The organism is Pseudomonas sp. DWRC2-2 (genome assembly GCF_049897885.1).
Classification (GTDB): domain Bacteria; phylum Pseudomonadota; class Gammaproteobacteria; order Pseudomonadales; family Pseudomonadaceae; genus Aquipseudomonas; species Aquipseudomonas azotoformans_A.
The window spans coordinates 522,459-543,865 of record NZ_JAFCXD010000004.1 but is presented as its reverse complement, the minus strand read 5'-3'; the positions used below and the strand labels follow the sequence as shown (position 1 = coordinate 543,865).

Annotated in this window: 7 protein-coding genes; 3 read left to right on the top strand and 4 right to left on the bottom strand. The window is 63.0% G+C overall.

The window, feature by feature from the left end:
* The first annotated feature begins 5 nt into the window (after window positions 1-5).
* From ACP7EW_RS21240 to ureC, 3 genes are read left to right on the top strand one after another with little or no spacing between them, the layout of a single operon-like run.
* Window positions 6-539: a GNAT family N-acetyltransferase gene (locus ACP7EW_RS21240; protein WP_426219456.1), complete on the top strand. Its 534-nt coding sequence runs from the start codon at window positions 6-8 to the stop codon at window positions 537-539.
* On the top strand, window positions 536-844 hold the full coding sequence (locus ACP7EW_RS21235) for an urease subunit beta (RefSeq protein WP_426219454.1): 309 nt from the start codon (window positions 536-538) through the stop codon (window positions 842-844). Before ACP7EW_RS21240 ends, ACP7EW_RS21235 begins: the two co-directional genes overlap by 4 nt.
* A 15-nt stretch (window positions 845-859) precedes the next feature.
* Window positions 860-2,560, top strand: coding sequence for an urease subunit alpha (gene ureC, locus ACP7EW_RS21230; RefSeq protein ID WP_426219452.1), 1,701 nt, complete (start codon window positions 860-862; stop codon window positions 2,558-2,560).
* Here the strand turns inward: ureC and ACP7EW_RS21225 are convergent.
* The 4 genes from ACP7EW_RS21225 to ACP7EW_RS21210 form a co-directional block, all read right to left on the bottom strand.
* Window positions 2,557-7,620, bottom strand: a complete 5,064-nt coding sequence (locus ACP7EW_RS21225) for a dermonecrotic toxin domain-containing protein (RefSeq protein ID WP_426219450.1) — start codon at window positions 7,618-7,620, stop codon at window positions 2,557-2,559. The genes ureC and ACP7EW_RS21225 overlap by 4 nt on opposite strands.
* A 77-nt stretch (window positions 7,621-7,697) precedes the next feature.
* Window positions 7,698-13,415 (bottom strand): NEL-type E3 ubiquitin ligase domain-containing protein, encoded by a 5,718-nt coding sequence (locus tag ACP7EW_RS21220; protein ID WP_426219448.1) that lies wholly within the window; start codon window positions 13,413-13,415, stop codon window positions 7,698-7,700.
* A 70-nt stretch (window positions 13,416-13,485) separates the two neighbouring features.
* On the bottom strand, window positions 13,486-20,259 hold the full coding sequence (locus ACP7EW_RS21215; protein ID WP_426219446.1) for an NEL-type E3 ubiquitin ligase domain-containing protein: 6,774 nt from the start codon (window positions 20,257-20,259) through the stop codon (window positions 13,486-13,488).
* 86 nt (window positions 20,260-20,345) lie between these two features.
* A complete protein-coding gene (locus ACP7EW_RS21210) occupies window positions 20,346-21,284 on the bottom strand; it encodes a DnaJ C-terminal domain-containing protein (RefSeq protein WP_426219444.1) in 939 nt (312 codons plus the stop codon).
* Window positions 21,285-21,407 lie beyond the last annotated feature (123 nt).

Here is a 21,407-nt window from a genome sequence, read left to right as displayed (position 1 = left end):
CGTCGATGAACGCCGCGCAACTGCGTCGAGTCAATGCGGAAAGTTTTGCCCACTATCGCCTGGGCTTGATCGAGCTGTTGCTCGACGCGGTCATGCATGGCGCTTCCGTCGGCTTCATGGCCGACTTCGACGAGGCCCAGGCCCGCGAGTATCTGCGCGGCGTGCAGGCGAGCGTTGAAGACACCAGCCTGCTGCTCTGGGTGGTGGTGCGCGATGAACAGGTGATCGCCAGCGTGCAGTTGGCGCTGTGCCAGAAAGCCAACGGCCTCAACCGCGCCGAAGTGCAAAAGCTGTTGGTGCACAGCCGCGCCCGCCGCCATGGCCTCGGCCAGCAATTGATGACCACCCTGGAGCTCGCCGCTCGCCATCACAAACGTGGCCTGCTGTACCTGGACACCGAAGCCGGCTCGCCTGCCGAAGCCTTTTACCAGTCGCTGCGCTACACCAAGATCGGTGAATTGCCCGACTACTGCCAAAGCCCGGACGGGCGCTACAGCCCGACCGCCATCTACTTCAAGACCCTGGGACAACCTGCATGATTCCTGGCGAATATCAGATCCAGCCTGGCGACATCGAACTCAACGCGGGCCGCCGCACTGTCACCCTGAGCGTGGCCAACAGCGGCGACCGGCCTATCCAAGTGGGCTCGCATTACCATTTTTTCGAGACCAATGACGCGCTGACGTTTGACCGCGCGGCAAGCCGTGGCATGCGCCTGAATATTCCGGCGGGCACGGCGGTGCGGTTTGAACCGGGGCAGAGTCGTGAGGTGGAGTTGGTGGACTTGAGCGGTGGGCGGCGGGTGTTTGGGTTTGCCGGCCGCATCATGGGCAATCTGGAATAACGTGAGGACATACACATGAAGATTTCCAGACAAGCTTACGCCGACATGTACGGCCCCACCGTCGGTGACAAGGTCCGCCTGGCCGACACCGAGTTGTTTGTCGAAGTCGAACAGGACTTCACCGTCTATGGCGAAGAAGTCAAATTCGGCGGCGGTAAAGTGATCCGCGATGGCCAGGGCCAAAGCCAGTTGCTCGCCCATGAAGTGGTCGACACGCTGATCACCAACGCGCTGATCATCGACCACTGGGGCATCGTCAAGGCCGACGTCGGCCTGAAGAACGGTCGCATCCACGCGATCGGCAAGGCCGGCAACCCGGACATCCAACCCGGCGTGACCATGGCCATCGGCGCCAGCACCGAGGTGATTGCCGGCGAAGGCATGATCCTCACCGCCGGCGGCATCGACAGCCACGTGCATTTCATCTGCCCGCAGCAGATCGAAGAAGCGCTGACCAGTGGCGTCACCACCATGATCGGCGGCGGCACGGGACCTGCCACCGGTACCAATGCCACTACTTGCACTTCTGGCCCATGGCACCTGGCGCGCATGCTCCAGGCCAGTGATTCGTTCCCGATGAACATCGGTTTCACCGGCAAGGGCAACGCCAGTTTGCCGGAGCCGTTGATCGAACAGGTCAAGGCCGGCGCCATCGGTTTGAAGCTGCACGAAGACTGGGGCACCACCCCAGCGAGCATCGACAACTGCCTGAGCGTCGCCGATGAATACGACGTGCAGGTGGCGATCCACAGCGACACCCTCAATGAGTCCGGTTTTGTCGAAACCACCCTCGCCGCGCTCAAGGGCCGCACCATCCACACGTACCACACCGAAGGTGCCGGTGGCGGCCACGCGCCGGATATCATCAAGGCCTGCGGCTTCCCTAACGTGCTGCCGAGTTCGACCAACCCGACGCGGCCATTCACGCGCAACACCATCGACGAACACCTCGACATGCTGATGGTCTGCCATCACCTCGACCCGAGCATTGCCGAAGACGTGGCCTTCGCCGAAAGCCGCATCCGCCGCGAAACCATCGCCGCCGAAGACATCTTGCACGACCTCGGCGCGTTCTCGATGATCAGCTCCGACAGCCAGGCCATGGGCCGCGTGGGCGAGGTGATCACGCGCACCTGGCAGACCGCCGACAAGATGAAAAAACAGCGCGGCCCGCTGCCCGGCGATGGCCCCGGCAACGACAATTTCCGCGCCAAGCGCTATATCGCCAAGTACACCATCAACCCGGCGATCACCCATGGCGTGAGCCACATTGTGGGTTCCATCGAAGTGGGCAAATGGGCCGACCTGGTGCTGTGGCGCCCGGCGTTTTTCGGCATTAAGCCGACCCTGATCCTCAAGGGCGGCGCGATTGCCTCCAGCCTGATGGGCGACGCCAACGCGTCAATCCCCACGCCACAGCCGGTGCATTACCGCCCGATGTTCGCCAGCTTCGGCAGCTCGCTGCACGCCACCAGCCTGACCTTTATCAGCCAGGCTGCACAGGACGCCGGAGTGCCCGAAACCCTGGGTTTGAAAAAACAGATCGCGGTGGTCAAGGGCTGCCGCGAGGTGCAGAAAACCGACTTGATCCACAACGATTACCTGCCGGATATCGAGGTCGACCCGCAGACCTATCAGGTCAAGGCCGACGGGGTGTTGCTGTGGTGTGAGCCGGCGGAGGTGTTGCCGATGGCCCAGCGTTATTTCCTGTTTTAAGGCAGTAGCCCTGGCGCCCACGGCGCCAGGGCTCTGCTGGGGAATCGGCGGATCATCGTACCCGTCAACGTCACCAGCAACTGGCTGTACACCTCACTCAGGGTTGCCAATTCGGCGGTGTACTGCTCCTGGCTCATCACCTGCCCTTGCGCCAATTGCTCCGCCGTTTTGCCCAACACCTGGCCCGCCGACAGAATGGTGTCGCGCAACGCCTGCCGGTGCGGCGCGGACAGCACGCTGCCAGCCTGCCATTCCTCTTGCGCGACGATCAAGTCGGTCAGCGCACCAATTCTGCGTTCAGCGTCGCGAAAACGTTCGGCATAGGCGTCTCGGATATAGCTCTCCCAAAACGGCTGCTGCGCGACTTGCACGCTCAACAAGTCCCCCTGTTCGAGGGCTTCGATGTGCCTGTAGGCATTTTCAAGCTGCACCGGCGTGACATTAGGCTCGACAAACATCATGGTTCGGGACTGCCAAGGCAGGTCCAGCGCGGTCGCCAGCCCAGTGTGATAAGCAAGGTCGATCTCCACCTCATCAATGGTCGCCAGTGGCTCACCGGCCGCGTCATATTGGGTGATTATCAGGCTCTGCTCATCGTAGATCGGATACGGCATACCCGCGTCCTTGAGCTCACGCATCCTGGCCTTCGCAATTTTGCCCAACTCATCCAGGCGCGACTTGCCGATTGCCAAGCCAAGCAGTGTTTGCGTGCGCAACGGTTCATCAAGAATGCCGCGAGCTTCTTGCACCAGCACCTCGACCCCCATCGCATTGAACAACTGCGCCCCAGCATCCACGCAGGTGGTGGGCGCCAGCGCCATCAGGAACAGGTGCTCGCGCAAATCCGTGTCGGCCGCCATCGCCTCCAGCATTCGCCACACCTTGGCCGTCAGTTGCTCCTTGTAGTTCGGCTCCAGGGTATCGGAGGACGTGCTGAGTTTTTGCAGTTCGTTAAAAAAGGGCTCGGCGCCTTCGGCCTCTTCAACCGCATTCCAGACGGGCAGTTTTTCCAGCCACTGCTCCGGCGTCAGACCCGCCATCCAATGCCCGCTGCCCTGTGACCGACGCGGCGGGAAGACACGCCCGGGATCCAGCCCGATAGACTCCATATACAGCTTGAGTTTTGCAGACACCTCGGGCGATACCTGATCATGGCTGACCGCCGTCCTGGCAAGTGTCTCGGCCCGCTCGGAACCCGGCGCCACCTCTGGAATCTGACTGAGCGGGTTGTACGACAGGTCGAGTACGAACTCCCGCGACCGATGCATGGCAAACAGGCCCGTGGGCCACTGGCTCAGTTCGCAACTGGCTAACATCAAAAATTTCAAGCGCCCCATGCGGCTGATATCGAGCGGCATGCCAAGTGGGTTACCGTCCAGAGACAGCATTTCCATCGCCCGCTTAGTGCGCAGGCTGGCGACCGATTCGGTGGTCAGCACAATCTCATTGTCCTCCAGGGCCAAGTGTTCGAGGAACGGCAGCTCGTCCACGACCGGCGGCAAACGCGTAAGCGCGTTGTTCGAGAGATCCAGCGCACGCAGCTTGCGGAAGGTCGATAAAAACTCCGTACCGGCCTCAGTCAATGCGCAGTCAATAAGCCTTATGCTCGTGACATGATTGAAATTGCCCGGCAGCACCGGCAGTGTCGCCAGCTCAGGGCCAAACTCTTCACCGGAGAGTTCAATGCATTGCCCGCGATAAGCCCCCCTGACATCGTAATCCCAGTGCGGGCTGCTGTTACGCCACGCCGCCTTGATCGCACTGGAAATCCGGCGTCGCGTGCGCAAGGAAGCGTAATCTCGGTTGGCCCAACGCCATTCCGTCAGTACATCACCGAGTCGTTTGTAATCCACTTCCAATGCAAATAGCCACGCGGTGTTTTCCAGGTCTTTTCCTTGCAGGTAGTCAACCAGCGCCGCATCGCTCATCGCCGGAAACAACTCACGCACCCGACTTTCTATGGTGACTGGGCTGGTGCCTACGCCACGCCCGGTCAACGGGTAACCCAACTTGCCGGCAACCCGTACTGGTGTGTGGAAAAACGAGCGCGTCGGCGTCTGCATATTCAACACCGCCCGCAGCGACTCGCGGGACAGGGCATTGGCGATGATTTTTTGCTTGAGCTGCGCCCCCTGCCCGACATGGGGTAACCCCAGGGCCCGGCGGTGCCGGTCGGGCAAGGCGTGCTGGAGGGAGGCGTACAGGTCGTCGACACCATGCAGGTGCTGATCGCGCTCATCACGCGCCTCGTAACGGCCGTCACCCACGCGCACCAGCACCTTGCGTTCAGCGGCGTCGGGGTTGCCATAGCTGGCACGCAGCGCGCCCTGCAGGTCACCCTCGCGTACTTCCAGGCGAAGACTGTCGCTCCAGCCCGGCAGCCGGTGAAGCGTATTGAGTACCAGCGCCTCGGTGTCCTGATTGACCAGTGCGTCCAGGTACAGTCCTTCGTAGGCATGGGCCAATCGCGCCTGCTGTTGCAGCTGGCGCGCACGCTGGGCAACGTCCAACGGCAGGCGGGTGGCATGGTCCAGGGCCATTCGTTGTGCAGGCGGCAACCTGTCCAGCATCTCCTGTACCATCAGCGTGGGCAGGTGTTTGAAGTCACGCTGCACCAGCGCTTCTGCCGCGTCGGTCGCAGGTTGCTGGTCGGCATAGAGGCTGCGCATCAGGCGTGCGCGCATTCGGCTTGCCTGGTCTTGCAGGCGGCCTTTCACCGCGCCGATACGTGCCGTGCGGTCACGCGCGGTATAGCGCCCCACCAGCCGATCCATTTGCTGCTCGTCGAAAAAATCCGTGATGCGTTCCGGCAACTTCCCGCCCATCAATTCTGCCCGATGGATTTTCAAGGTTCGCCCGGCAAGCGCGTCGACGTCACCGTATTTCACCGACGGCCCGCCGAGGTCAGCGCCCGCAAACGCCTCGATCGCATAACCAGCCGGCCAGCCCGGCAGCTCGACGGCCACGCTCGCCGCGTAACCGCACAAAACGTCCGGCAGGCCACCGGCGCCAATGCCCGCGGCAACCTGAACCGCGCTGGCATAGGCGCGGAACTGGCGTACGGTATCGAGCAGAATCGCGGGCACGGGTGTGTGCTCTGCATGCAACCGGCGCAACGCGTCTTCATCGACTCCGCTGACATGGCGGATCTGCTCCAGCTCGGCATCACTGAAACCGCGCACCACCGGCCCCAACCGCCGCATCAGGCGCGCGCCTTGCCATGTCTGGGGCTGCTCCAGTTCGTGGCTCCATGCACCCTGACCATTGTGGGAAAGCCTGGGCTCATAAGCACCTTCGCGGGATGGGTGACGTATGCGGTACTCACCTTTGGCCGGGTCCCGGACCAACCGATACATCCCGTCTTCAATGCCGAGCAATGTGTGCCCATTGTCGGTGTACAACCCGAGCGCATCGGGAAGGGCATCAACCGGCAGCGTAATAGGTACTCGATAGGCCTCAAGGTCGCCTCGCCACAGCTTCTGCTTGCCGTCGGCCAGGGTCACCGGCTGCAAACCGTCCACCAGACTCGACAGCCGGACCTGCGGCAACACCTTGGCCGCAGTGCCGGCCGCCGCGACATTCAACGCGATGCTGGCCAGGTGCGCCCATATTTCCTGCACTTCACCGTGCTCGAACGCTTCGATGCCGTCGAACACTTCGTCGCACAGTTGCGCGGCCCCCACCAGCAACATAAGCGGCCCCAGGCCGGGCACCACGAATGCGGCCAGGTTAAACACATCCACCACCGCATCGTAAAAGCTCAACAGCCGGGCCAGACGTGCTACGCGATCCTCATCGCCGGTGGGTACGGCCATCGCCCGCGCATCGGCGAAAATCTTGCGGGTCCGGGCCTCGCGCAGTTGGTTCCAGGGGGTTGCACCGATCGCCTGTTCGTCCATGGGCAACCTGGGTGGGTGGGCCTGCAATGGGTAATCGCCATTCAAGCCGTCGAGTCGATACAACGTCTTGAAGCGATGAAAGAAGGTGCCTTGCTCGCGCAGGGGGATAAAGCGGCTGAAATACTCGCGATAAGACGCGCTGTGCAAGCGTGCTCGCAGGTCGGCCATGAACGCACCGCTGCTCGCGTATTCCTTGAGGGGGTGTAGCGGGTCATCGGGCAGGTAGACCACCAGACGCTCCGTCCTGCCACTGCCTTTACGCGCTGCCCCAATGAGCAAAGGCCCCACCAGTACCGAGTCGAAAACCACCAATGCAGAAAGCGTGACGGGCCGGCCATCGAGCGTGGCGGTTGTCGGATCAACCAGTAATTGTTCCAGCATGCGGCGAGCACTGGCGCTCACCGTCTGCTGCATCGCAGCGATTTGCAGGCTTAGCGTCAGTTGCTCGCGGTGATGCTGTTCAAGGGATTGTTCCAGGGCGGTACGCCGGACGCGGTCATCAGGTTGCAGCTGTGCCTGGATATGCGCCTGGTACTGCGCCCCCAGGTCGAGCTGGCGGCACAGGCGCGCAAACTCATGGGCGGGGATGGCAATGGCGTGATCCTGCAGCACCGAGAACGAGGGGATGGCCTCATCGGTGTAGGAGCCCCAGGTGGTTATGATCTGGCAATCGGCGCATGGCAGAGCGTGTTCTTCACTGGGTTCAAAATTGGCCAGGGCCGTTTCCAGCAATGAGGTTCCCAGGTAGCGAGCCTGCAGTGAGGCGTCGCGGGTGGCGTCAATGTCCAGGAAGGCCGACACGCCACTGCGGTCTTGGGGTGCGTATTTGCGCGCGAAGTACACACTGCGCACATCCAGGTCCAGGTTGAACTGTTGCCGGATCGCTGCCTTGAGCAGCGGTTCGGCGAATGCCGCAATGTCTTCGATACGGCCCAGGCTCTGATCGACGGCATTCAAGCTGTCGCGATAACGGGCATGGCCCAGGCCCAATGTGGCTCTCGTGGCCGGCGTGGCCTCCCCGAACCAGTGCGGCAATTGCAGGGTATGGCTGCCCAGCTCCTCGCGGCGCCGGGCGTTGGCCTGGGTAAACCAGTCCGGGATTTTCGCCTTGATAAAGTCGTAGTGAGTGCCGAGCGGGGCACCATTGGTCAGGGTAGGCATCGCATCACATCCGTCAGGATTCAAAGCCCACGAGCCTAACCAATGGCTGCGCCGCTAAAGCCTAGATAGATATTGCATCAGGCCTCGGGAGGACCGGGCTGGGGATATTCCTCCAGCTCGGTAGTGGTCAAATGCTCGATCAAGTCGGCCTCGGCAATGCCCAGTTGATCCTGCAAGCCCCGCGCCTGGGTGTCGTAGTCGGTACGGGACAAGGTGCCGGCTTCGACCTGCTCCAACCGCTGTGCAAGCTGCTCGTGGAAAGGCTTGCTCAGCGCGTCGAATTGCGCGCGGTGCTTGCTGGTGACGTAGTCTTTCCAGAAGTCCCGGGATAGCAGGGCCTGGCGTTCCTGCGGGGAGTTGTTCAAGGCCAGGATGCGTTCGCGGGCGTTTGTCAGGTCTTGCGGTGTGACGTTACCCATGGCAATGAACCGCGCCTGGCCGGGCTGGCCCGGTAGCTCCAGATCGTCCTTCAACCCATAGCGATAGGCCAGGCGAACCTCGACCTCTTCAAGGCGACCGATTGCCCGGCGTTTGGCCTGGTCTGACAACTGCGGGTCGTTCCGGATCTGCTCGGTGCGCTCGGCGATCCGTTGCAGCGCAGTCTTTTCCACCTCGTCCAGACGAAACAGGCCGCGGGCCAGCTTCAGCAGGGCCGGCCCTTGCGCCGCATCACCTGCAGCCGCCTTGGCGCGGTAAACCAACTGCATCACTTCCAGGTTACTGAACGACAAGGCGGCGCGGTCACAGCACGCGGCCCGTCCGGCCCAGGTGAACATGTCTTCGCGCAGCGCCGCCGACTCGGCGCTGGGTTCGGTGATGCTGTCGATCACCTCCCACACACGCCGTTGCAGGTCTTCACGGCCGGCCGGGGGCGCTTCCATATCAGCAAGCACCTCGAAAAACCCCTGGCTGCCGGGGTCATCCCGCAGGGTGGACCATTGGACTCCACGGCCGGCCAGCTCCTGCGCATCAAAGCCCCGCGCCCAGCGCTCGAAAGGGGCGCCCAAAGGCCTCACCACCACAGGTGAGCGCAAGCCCAATGCCGTGCTGATCAGCCTCAAGGGGCGGCCACCCTGCAACTGGCCGCCCTCTTCCAGGCGTTCGGCATACGCCCGCACCTGCTGCAGGGTGGCTTCGGTCAACGGGTTGTTGCCGACGTTGGTGATGGTACTCAGGCGTACGGAGCGCTCCAGTTGCTGCTCGGTGGGTGCAATAAGGCCTTCGGGCAGCGTGGTCAGCTGGTTATGGCTGAGGTCGATTTCGTCGAGCAACATCTGTGATTCCAGCCCAGCGGGCCAGCGCGGAATGTCGGTACCGCTCAAGCGCACCGAACGGATATCCGGAATCCGGCTGAAGTCCGGGACCATGCCCAGCGGATTGCGGCTCATCCACAGTGCCCGCAACGTGGTGCGCTCGGCCAGGACCCGGGCGCTGCCGGCGGTCAAGCGGATCTGGTTGTCGTCCAGAAACAGCCGTGTCAAACCGTGCATCTGCCCCACCGCAGGCGGCAATTCGCGCAACTGGTTGTTCGACAGATCAAGCCAGCGCACGCCTTGAAAACCGGAGAGAAACCCCTCCGGCGAGGTGCTCAGGTTCATGCCCGTGAGCTTGAGGGAAGCGACATGGCTGAAGTCCGCCTCCAGGTCGGGCAGGCTCGGCAGCGCCAGGCCGCTGAGGTCCAGCTCCAGCCCGATAGGCGTGCCGTCGGCGGCAAATTTCATCGGGGTTTCCTGGCGCCAGCACGCCAGGATGCGGGTACGGGCCATGACGCGGTCATCACGTTGCGCCAGGTTTTCCAGGACCTGGTTCATGCGCACGTAGCGCTGGCGCGCGCCGCCGCCGGAAAACACCCAACCGTCCAGTTGCGCCTTGAGGTCGCTGTATTCCTGGAACTGGCGAGACAACTGCCCCTCGGCGTCCTCCCCCAGGTTCCAGATGTACTGTCGGCATCGGCCAATATCGTAATTGGGGTTCATCTGGCGCACTTGGGCGATGGTGGGAGACTCCACCGAGAAACTGTCCCCGCGACCGTTGAGCAACAACTCGGGATGGCTCTGGGACAACCGCCGCCAATAATCGTCCAGCGCCTGTTCCGCCTGGGCGGATAAATGATTGCCCCTGATCGACGTTACCTGGTTGATCTTGATCATTTGCTCAGCGTACTCGGCCGACGGCTCCAGGTGCTCGGGCGGGATCGTGCGTAGGTGGTTGTCCTCCAGGTTGAGTTCGCGCAGGCCACTCTGATCCCGCAACCCGGTGGGCCAGTGCTCCAGTTCGGTGTTCATGAGGAACACGTACCTCAAGTGCGGCATGTTGCTCAAATCCGGGGCCAGGCCGAGGGGGTTCTGCGACAGGTCCAGCCACTCCATCCGATTGAGACTCCCCAGTTGCTCCACAGCCTGAGGCGTCAGGCGAATCCGGTTCTTGCGCAACTGCAACTGAGTCAGTTGATTCATCTGCTCCAGGCCTTCGGGCATTTCGCTGAGGGCTGCTTCGCAGATACTCAGGCGCTTGAGCTGCCTGAAGTTATTCAGGAAGGTCTGGGCATCGCGGTTCCACGGCGTATTGGCCAGCTCCAGCGCTTCGACATGGCTGAAATCCGCCGTGAGCGCAGGCAGGTTGAGCGGATGGCCAGGGACGATGCTGAGGGTGTTGGTCTGGCGACGCCAGCAACGCTTGATCGCATCGGCGAACGTCTTGACGAAACCTCCCTGGCGATCAAAGGCAGTGAAGCTGACCGGCGGAGCGTTGTCACGCACCCAGTGCTTGAGGTCACGCTCCAGGGTGGCGTATTCGTCCTCCAGGCGCGACAACCCGCTGCGCACCTCGGAGCCCAGTGAGTGCAGCAAGGCCTGGGTCTGGTCCGCGGTATAGTCCGGGAACAGCCGGCGCACGCGTTCGGCCGGTGAGCGCAGGGCGTTGGCGGCCGTGTCCATCAGTTGCCGTACACCACGACCGCCGCCGAGCAAGCGCATCGAAGGGTCGTAGGCCGGCTTGCGCAGCGGCTGTTCGAGTAATGCCGTGCGCAGGTTCGCGCGTGAATCGGTACCCAGGGCTTGCAGGCGCGGGGTGTCGTCGGTGGTCAGCGAGTCGACGAACAGCCCTTCCCAGGCGCGGGTCAGGCGCAACTCCTGGACCTGCCATTGGGCCTGCTCCTGCACGTTGGGCGGCAACTGGCCGGCGCTGCGAAAACGCTGCAATGCGTCGTCATCGAGGGTTTTGAGCATGTGCTCGGCCATCGCGCCCGGCAGGCTGGGGAACTGCCCCTGGAGCCGCGTGACATCGGGGTTGGCGCTGAAATTGCGCGCCTTATAGCGCTCCTCCACCAGCGCGTTTTCAAAGGATTGGGCCTGCGCACCGAGGTAGTGGCGCAGTTGGCGTGCGCGCTCGGGCAACGACTCACTCGCCTGGCCGGGAAACTCGCTTAGCGCCGGATCATCCGCTTGAAAGTAACCCAGCACCTCTTGCAACAACTCACCACGCGCTTGCGCACCCTCGGCAAGCACACACGTCTGGCGAGACTGACCGGGCAGCACCGGATCACTCCAGACGTGTGTGCCATCGCGCTCAAGCACCACGTACGACTCACTCGGCAGCATGCCCCGGCGGCGCAACAGGTCCATTTGCAGCACCGGGTCGGCCTTGGCGTACACCAAGGCACTCTCCGACCTCATCTGCGCAATAAAGTCGGCCACCTCGTCCGCTGCCTTGAAGCGCTGCAACGTATCGGCGAGCGCCAGGGGCACCGGTTCCTGGTCCAGATGCCCGGCGCGCAAGGCATCGGCGTCGATGCCGCTGGCCTCACAGGCCTGGCGCAGGCGCTCGGCACTCAGGCCTTGCGCAGGCTGCCCCAGGCGGCGCTGGGTCGTCGGAGCATCCCAGGTCAACGGGTGTTCAAGCTCATGCTGCCAGGCACCCTCATGGTTATGCGCCAGGCGCGGCGCGTAGGCCTGAGGACGGGTCGGATGCTGGATGCGGTATTCGGCGCTTTGCGCGTCGTAGGCCACGGCAAAGTGGTCGCCCTCCAATGGCAACACGGTTTGCCCTTGATGGGCATACAGGCCCAGTACATCCGGCTTGGCATCGGGTGCCAGCTGCACCGGCACCTTGTAGGGAGCCAGATCGGCCTTCCACAGTTTTTGCTGGCCATTGGGCAGCCTCACAGGCTTGAGTGACTCAACCACCGCCGGGGTGCTGAGCGCCTTGTGCACGACCCTGCCGCCAGCCGCCATCACGCCGATAAACACCAGGTTTTCGGCCACATCGGCCAGGTGCCCCAACGCCGCCTCGCGGTCGCCTTCATGCCACTCCACCACGCCTTCGAAGGTCTCGTAGAGCAGTTGCGCGGCCATGACCGCCATCATCACTTCCCCAAGCCCCGGCACAAACATTGAGACCAGGTTCAGCGCCAGCAGCCCGGCGCTTTCCAGGGCGGCAACCTTTCTGGCGCGCACCGCCGCGTCCACATCCGCCGTGGGCACGGCATGGCCACGGGCGTCGGCGATCAGCTTGTCGCGCAGCTTATCGAAGTTATCCCCCCAGAGTTCGACGTTGTCCTGCCACGGCTCGCGCTTGGCAATGACCTGGACGTAAAAGTTCGGGTCCTTGATCGGCTCGCGAGCGGTGGGCGCGGGGGGCAATTGTTTGGGGCCGATCAGCAGCGAGAGGGTCGCCGAGACGAACGGCAAGATGTATTGACCGATGCGCAGGGTGCCGTAGGGATCACCGGGCGCGTCGGATGCGTCCTCGGTGAGGCGGCGCAGGTAGGTCGGCTGGTCGGTGTAGGCGATGGAGTTCTTGAGAAACCCTTGATAGGCAGTGAGCCCCGCGCCCCGCTTGGCATCGGCCATCAATTGGCGGGTCAGCTCTGCCTGCAAGGCTTGAAGGTTGGGGTACTTTTTCAGCGGGTGTTGCGGGTCGTGGGGGATGTACACCAGCACCTCTTGGGCGTGCTGGTATTTGTCGACGGCCACGAACGCGGTGCAGCCCGACAGGCGCAGGCCCATCAGGCTCAGGTCGTTGAACCAGACCGGCTTGCCGTTGGCGCGGATCTCTCGCTCCCCTGCGATCACCGCGCCCATCACGGCGTAGTCACCGGGCCCGATGTCGTGCTTGAGCAATGCGGTGTAGGCGGCCGCTTGAAGGGCGTCTTTCTGGGCCTGGATCACCAGGTCGCGCAGGCCGCTGGCGTTGTGGAAAAACGCCGTCAGCCGCGCCTGATACTGCGCACCGATGTCGAGGCGACGGCACAGGCTCAGGAAGGCTTCGATGCTCATGCCCAGGGTCACACTGGCGTCGTGTTCAGCCGGCCCGCGCTTGAAACGTGACGTGGAGGCAAAGGCACCTGACGCGCATTCATCCTCTTCGAAGTTGTGCAGTGCCGCTTGCAGCAGGCACAGGGTCAACACCGAAAAACTGCCGATGCGGATGCCAAACGCGCCCAGCTCCACGGGCTTGCGCAAGTCCAGGTAAGTGCTGTCCAGGTCCGGCTCGATACCAAACTGCGCCTTGAGCGCCGCCGCCAGCAACGGCTTGGCGAACGCCTCGGCGCTGGGCAGGCCGGCCATGGCCTGGTCGAGGGCATTTTGCGAGTGCGCGCAGGCACTGGTGTACTGCTGCAACTGGCGGCGTTCGCTGCCGTTGAGGCGGTCGAGCCAATCGACTTCATGGGTGGGCGCGGCCTTGAGGGCCTCGCGGGTGCTGGCCGACGCCTGGGTCAGCCAGGCGGGCACTGTTTGTTTGATCACCTCGTGAGCGGCGGTTTGCGGTTCGAGGCTGGATGTATCAACGGGCATGGTGACTCCTCACTGATGCCAAGGAAAGCATCAGCAGACCATGCCCGGCAGCCCTCGCTGCGGTAGGTAGTTAGCGTGTCAGGCCTGCGGACGTGCCTGGCTGGCTGGGGTCGTGCGCAGACGGGTTCAACGCCTCGTCCGCCCTGCGCGAGAGGGCCATCAGGGTGTGCGTTTCATCCGCCAGCAGTTGCACGTTGAGGGTCTCCAGGCCCATGACGTAGCCCACGTCATTGACGCTGGCAAACGCGTCCTCCAGCGCGTCGCGCTTTTGCGCGTTGCGCTGCTCCAGCGCGGCGATGTCCTCGGGGTAGCGCTCCTTGAGGTAGGCCACCCAATAGTCGCGGCTGATCAGGTTTTCGTGGAACGTATCGGTGCGTTCCAGGGCCTCGATGGCGCGGGCGTGGGCTTCCATGGTCGCGCCGCTGATGGGGATGGCGTAGCGCATTTTTTCCGGCACGCCTTGCAGGTCCAGGCGCTGGCGCAGACCGATCAGGTATTGCAGGCGCACTTCGGCGGCGTCGGCGTTGGGGCGGATATGCCTGGCCGCCAATTGCTCGACCTGCTCCAGGCGAAACAGATTGCGCGACAACCTCAGCAGCGCCGGGCCCTTGCCCGCAAGATCGGTGGGGTCGAGGTCGCGCAAGGTGTCGAACTCCAGCACCTTGATCTCCAGGGCACTGAAGGTCAGGATCCGCCCGTCGCTGCAAGTGCCGTGGGTGTTGGACATGCCGAACAGGGTTTCACGCAGTTCGGCATTGCTGCCCGCCGCTTCTATCACCCGCCACACCCGCGCAGAGAGTGAGGCGCGGGCCAGGTCGAAGTCCTTGGTCTGGGGCAGCAGCGACAGCAAGTTGAAGAACGCGGCATTGTCCGGCTCGTGCACCAGTTGATCCCACAGCGTGCCCAGTCGTGCCTGCTCATCGGCCGGCAGGTTGCGTAGCCAGGTTTCACGGTCGACAGCGGTGACAGGCGCTTCCCCCAGGATTTCATCAGACAATGCCCAAAACTCGTCGTCCTCATCCCGCTCGCTTTCGGTGTCACTGGAGGTGGGATGCTCCAGCTCGCTGATTTGCTGCTGCACATCGGCACGGCTCATGCCCAGGGCAGTGTCGCTGCCGACGCGCCGGGCATAGGCCTGCAAGCGGCGCAGGTCTTCGAGGTCAAAATTGAAGTTTTCGGACAGGTCGATGCCGGCCATCAACGCGTCGTGTTCGCCCTCAAGCGCGCCGGGCGGAATCGCTTCGAGCGGGTTGCTGCTCAGGTCCAGGGTACGCAGCTGCGTGGCCCGCAGCACGCCGTCAGGCCAATGGGCCAGCTCATTGTTGCTCAGGTTCAGGGACTCCAGGCCGTCCAGAGTGTCGAGGCTGAAGGTTTCCAGATCACAGTAACTGACATCCAGCCAGCGCAGGTTTTCGATTTGCTCCAGCGTGGGATAGAGCTGTTCGGGATCGCTGATGCCAACCCCCGACAGGTCCAGCCTCTCCAGTAAGGCCATGCCTTCCAGAGCCGGCGGCAGTGACACCAGTTGATTACCGCTGAGAGTGAGGGTTTTGACCTCGGGGAAGGCCCGCAGGAAAGCGTCGGACCCAGGCCCGGTAAGCTGCACACCGTTAAGGTTCAGGCGCTCGACAGGGTGCAAGGTAACGGGCAACGCTGGCAGCTCGCCAAGCGTCAGACCGTGCAAGTTGAGCTCGACGGCCGCCTCTCCCACCGGCGTGGACTGGCTCGCGCGCCAGCAATCGAGGAGGCGTTGCGCGGCCACTCGCCGGTTGCCGGCAGTCACCTTCAGAGTGCGACTGAACGAGAACTCACGGGTGAACAGCCAGCTATTCAGACACCGGGTCAACCCGGCCTCGATCGCATCGGTTGCAGGCATTGGCAACAACTGCCGGGCAATGGCGCTGCCACTCTCGCGGGGCGGGAAAATGTCGCGCATTGGCTGTTCATGGAACCGGCTCAAGCTTGAGTCTTCAAGCCCCAGGTTGCGCTCGACCCGCTGGTACGCCGTGGCCAGTTCGGCCTGAGCCTTGGGTGTCAGGGGCAGGCCGGACAACTGGCTGTCGAGCAACAGCCGGTCTTCGGCCAGTATCGTGGCCGGCAGTTGGGTAATCCGGGTATCGCGCAGGTCCAGCCAGGTGAGCTGCGGCAGGTGCTCGGCGCCGGTGGGCCATTGGCTCAAGTGGCTGGCGCGCAGGTTCAGGTGCTCCAGCGCCGGCCACTCGCCCGGCGCCACCGTCAGTTCGGTCAGACTCGCGCCAGAGACATCCAGGCTGCGCAACCCGCCGAAGCCGCGCAGAAAGCGGCTCAGTTGCGCCGAGGGGACTTTGGCATCCGGCATCTGCAGGGTGGCTACCCCATCGAATAGGCCGGTGGGCAAGTGGGGCATGTCGCTGACGACCAGGCTCGGCACCTTCAATGTGACGGGGTCGGGCCGCCCGTAGCGCCGCAACAGATTGTCGTTCCAGGCCTCGCGCAAGGCATTGGCAAATTCCGTGCGCGCAAACAGTTCCTGATCGCGGGCATCCTGGGTTAACCACTCGTCCAGGTTGCGGGACAACTCGGCATATTCGCTGCTCAGTGCCTCTATGGCGTCGAACCGTGTCTGCGCGCTGGTCCAGCGCTCGAAGAACAAGCGCGCGAGTGGCCGGTTCAACCCTGTGTCGGAGGCGACTCTATAGCCAAGGCCCTCTTCCAGCAGCTTGAGACAGTACTGGTAGACCATCTCGTCCTGGTCCATCAAGTGCTCCGGATGGGTGCACACAAATTCATAGGCTGCCTTGAACCGCTCGCGATTGAAGTGCCCCCAGTTCACTGACAGCTTGGCCCACTGCCTCTCCTGGCCAGGCGCAAACATTTGTTGCGGTAGTTGATCGATATACGATGCCCTCAGGTCCAGGCGTTGCAACTGGGGCAGTTCGAGTGCGCCCAACGGGAACTGCGTTTGCCCGTACCCCGCGATCCTCAGGCCACGCAGGCGCCTTAGCCGGCTCACATCCAGCGGCTGGGGTGCACTGTAGGATGAGTCCAGTTCCAGCGTTTCCAGGCCGGTCAGACCTTGCAGCCGGTTCAGCTCCTCGATCGACAAATCGGCACAAGGTTGAATCCTGAGCCGCCGTAACTTCACCATCCCCTCCAGAGCCTGAGGCACAATGAACGGTGACGTATCGGCGCCCGTCAATGTCAGTTCCTGCACATTGGGAAAGTAGCCCAGGAGCTGGTCGACTTGCTCATTGATCATGCCCTCTCCACCGAGAAACAAGGTGCGCACATGGGAAAAGTCTGCACTCAGGGGCGGCAAGGGCACCCAATCGTCCAAATGCAACTCGGCTTGCCCGGCCAGCTCGGCCAGAGGGGCATTGCGCCAGCAGTCCTTGAGCGCTCGCACGTTGCGGGGGCGCAGGTCCAGATACGGGTCAGGCGGCTCGGTGAGCATCCAGGTGTTGAGGGTCGACTCCAACTGCCGCCATTCGCTCAGGCGATTGTTGAGCAGCGTAAGGATCTGCGCATTGCTCTGGCCGGCAAGTATTTGCCTGAGGATAAAACCGTTGGCCTGGTCGTCGGTCATCTGCGGGTACACATCCTGCACACGACTGACCAATGACGGCGATGTGCCCTGGCCTCGGCCGCTGGCGGGATAGCCCAGCCCTTTGCCGGCGATACGCTGGGGCGGCTTGAAGGCGTTGCGCAGCACCGACTGTTGCTCGATCAGGCGCGCCGACTCCAACCGGTGCGCGGTGGCGTAGTCGATGATGGCGCGGCGCAGGTCGAGGCTCTGGCCGACATGGGGCAGGCCAAGTGCCTGACGCGCCTCGTCGGGCATGGCATGCATCAACGAGGCGTAGAAGTTGTCGCCATCGCGCCCCAGGCTGTTGAGGGCCTCGCCACGCTCGTTGAACGCCTGGTATTGCGGCCCGCGCTTGACCAGATACTTGCGCTGGGTGGCCGTCTCACTGCCGATTCCGTCGAGCAGCGCGCCACTGATGGAGCCCTCGCGCACCTCCAGGCGCAGTTGATCCGACCAGCCCGGCAATTTGCTCAACGTGTGCAAGGCCAGGCGCTTGCTGTCGGCAGAGATGAGGTTTTGCATGTGCAAGCCGGTGTAGGCGCGCCCCAGGCGGCCCTGGATGACCTGCCAGCGGGCATGTTCCTGCATGGCCAGGGGCACGCGGCCGGTAGCGCGCAGCCGGGCGATTTGCTCGGCGTCGGCGTCGGTCAGCACCCGTTGCGCGGCGTGCTCGCTCAGACCGGGGTACAGGCGTTGCAGTTTGGCGACAACGGGGTCGGACAACTCGGCGCCTTTATAGAGACTGTCGAACAGCGCCGGCTGGCGGCTGCGGGCGAAATCGGCCAATTGTTTGCGCAGCTCCAGAGGCCGGTTCTCGGGCACTCGTGCAGGCTCGCCACCGAGCATGCCGACAATTTCCGACTCATCGAGCGCCGCCAGGATGCGGGCCGGCAATTGGCTGCCGAGCACGTCGGCGCGGCTGATGCGAATCGGCGCTTTGCGTTCGACCCCGTGATACAGGCGCTCGGTGCCGTAACGCTGGACGGGACCGGCAAGATCCGCCCCCTCGAATACCTCCAGCACCCGGCCCATGGGCCAGCGCGGCATGTCGGTGAGCAACGGCAGGACGTACAGGTAGCGACCGTCCACGGCCTTGCCGGTGCTGACTTGCTCGATGACCTGCGCAACATCCCGGTCGGCCTTGAATAGGCGCAAGGTGTCGGCCAATGCTGCCGGAAGCGGCGCCTCATCCAGATACATCTGGCGCAAGGCGCCATCGGACGTGGCGCTGATATCGGCGATTTTCAGCAGTTGCTCATCGTCGAACCCGTGCGTGAGCGGGCCGAGGCGGCGCATCAGGGTCAGCCGGTCCCAGGCCTGCGGGCGCTCCAGGGTGTGCCGCCAGGCCCCGACGCCGTTATCCATCAAGACCGGTTGGTAGGCATTCGGGTCCGTGGGGTGGCGAATACGCCAGCGGCCGAGGGCTGAGTCGTAGGTTTTTTCATAAAACTCGTCGCCCTGGCGGATATAGCTTTTGCCGGCGTGCAGGTATTGGCCCCGGGCATTGGCGGCAATGTTGGCCGGCAGGGGGTCGGGGCTGGCATAACCCTTGAGGTCTGGCTTGCCCAAGCGCACCTGCCCATTGGGCAACGTCACGGGGTCGAGGGCCTCAATCAGCGGCGCGGGCCTGGCCGCCGCGAAGCTGGAAACGACCTTGCCGACACCCGCCATTACTGCCAGGGTCGCCAGGTTCTCGGCAACATCCACCAAGTGCGCCTTGGCGGCGCGGCGGTCGCCTTCGGCCCATTCCAGGCTGCCTTCGAAGGTTTCGTATAACAACTGACCGGCCATCACCGTCATCATCACTTCGCCCAGTACGGGCACGAACATCGACACGGTGTTGAGCACCATCAGACCGGCATTGAGCAAAGCGGCGATCTTGGCCGAACGCACACGGGCGTCCACATCCGCCGTTGGCACCGCATGGGCGGCGGCGTCGTTGAGGATTTTGTCGCGGTGACGGGTGTAGAGGTGGTCCCAGAGGTCGGGGTTTTCTTCCCACAGCCCACGGCCTTTGATCAGAATGGAACCGGGATTGAGGTAAGGGTCCGGGTTGGGCAGCCTGGCCCGGGGCGCAATGGGGGGCAACTCCTTGATGCCGGTCAGCCCGGCGAACGGATTGATGCCTTTGTTCAGTGAATTGAGCAACGGCGCATAAGGCGCCAAGGCTGCGCCGAAATTGGCGGCGGGGGCTTCTTCGGTCAGCCCGGCGAAATAGTCGGGAAGGTCGGCATAGGCCACGAACTGGCTGAAAAACTGCTGGTAGGCAGTGGGCGTGCCATCGCCGGGATCGGGCTGGTCGCGGGCGTTGAAGCGTTGTTTGAACATGGCGGCGAACTGCGCCCAGTTATAGCGCTTCAGGGGATGAAACGGATCGTTGGGGATGTAGACAATCACCTCGTCGCCATAGCGATATTTCTTCACGATCACGAAGGCCACGCAGCCGATCATGCGTTTTTTCATCAAGCCCAGGTCGCGCAGCCACACCTGCTTATCCCCCATCCAGGGATGCCGCTCACCGTTGATCATCGACAGGATCATCGCATGGTCCGCAGGCTCGATATCCTTGCTCAACAAGGCTGCCTCGGCCGCAGCTGCCAGGTCGGCTTTGCGCGCACTGATGAATTTGTGGCGCAGCACCTGCTCCGCCACTGAGTCCTTTGGTAGCAGAAAGTCTTTGAGATAACGTTGATACTGCGCGCCGATATCCAGGGAGCGGCATAGGCTGGTGAACTGCATCACTGTCAACGGAGTAGTGACCGGTTCGATGTGATCGCCAGCCGCCGTGAGCGTGAAAAACCCGGACGTTCGATCAAAGGCGTCGGCCGTGCATTCGCCCTCTTCGAAATTGTGCAACGCCGCCTGCAACAGCGGGATACGCAGCACTTCGAAGCGGCCCACACGAATGTCGAAGAGTGTCACTTCCAGGGGTTTTCTCAGGACCAGCAGGGTTTTATGCACATCCAGATCGACCTTGAACTGCTCACTCAAGGCCTTGACCAGCAAGGGCTCGGCAAAAGCGTCGATGTCTTGCACGGGGGCCATGGCCTTGTCGAGGGCGGTTTGCGCGGTGAAGCTGGCGCGGGTTTTGTCGTGCAGGGTCTGGCGCTGGGTGGGGGTAGCGTTGCGGTACCAGTCCGGCACCGGCGCCGCTGCCTGCTTGAGCTGGGCGCGCCGTGACGGCGTGGCATCGGTGAGCCACGCAGGGCTGGCTTGTTCAAGGTAGTCGCGGTGAATGCTCAGGGTTGCCGCAGGGGGTGCGGCAGGAAGATCAGCCATGATGTTGCTCCAGTTAAAGGGAGCATCAGCACACCATGGCCGAGGCAGACAGCCGCGCTAGATAGTTAGCGCCGGGCCGCTTTTTTTCAGAAGTGTTCCCGTGGGTTGAACGCGGCCTTTTTCGCCAGTTCCTGCCACAGGGCGATGGTTTCGTCGTCGGCCTGCTTGGGCATCACGGCCTTGAGCTGGATGTACAGGAAACCCCGCTCCCCTGCCTTGTTCATCAAGCCATGGCCCTTGGCGCGCATGCGCTGGCCATTCTGGCTGCCGGCGGGCACCTTGAGGTTGATCTTGCCGGTCAGCGTCGGCACGGCCACTTCTGCGCCCAACGCCAGTTCCCATGGCGCCAGCGGCAGCGTGATCACCAGGTTTTCACCTTCGACTTCGAACTTCGAATGGGGCGCAAACTTGATGATCAGGTACAGGTCGCCATTGGCCCCGCCACCGATTCCCGGAGCACCCTGTGCCTTGAGGCGGATGCGCTCACCGTCGGCCACGCCGGCGGGGATCTTCACGTTCAGGCTCTTGGTGGTGTTGGTCACGTGCCGGCCCGAGGCGTCGTATTGCGGCACCTGGAAGCTGATCTGCTTGGACTCGGTGGACAGCGTCTCTTCAAGGGACACCGTCAGTTGCATCTCCACGTCCTGGCCCTTGCGCCCGGTTGGACGGCGCTGGCCGCCACCAAAGGCATCGCCACGCGAGCCAAAGATCGAGCTGAAGAAGTCCGAGAAGTCCTCACCGCCGCCACCGCCGCCAAAACCGCCACGGCTCTGCCAGCCCGGTGGCCCTTGGAACGGCTGGCCATGCTGGCCGTATTTGCGCAGCTCGTCGTATTCGGCGCGTTTATCGGCGCTCTTGAGCGCTTCGTAGGCTTCCGACGCGTCCTTGAACTTGGCTTCGGCGTCTTTTTCCTTGCTGACATCCGGGTGATATTTACGCGCGAGCTTGCGGTAGGCCGCCTTGATTTCCTTGTCGTCGGCCGTCGGCTCTACGCCCAATATCTTGTAGTAATCTTTGAAATCCATCGGCGGTTCACCATCCTTAATCGAGATCGCACAGCCCGGGGCACAACGTGCGGTGGTTTGCACCTGTTGAGTCTTGTGGCCTGGGGGTGCGTCAAAGTGTTATCGGCGCTTGCCGTATGCAGC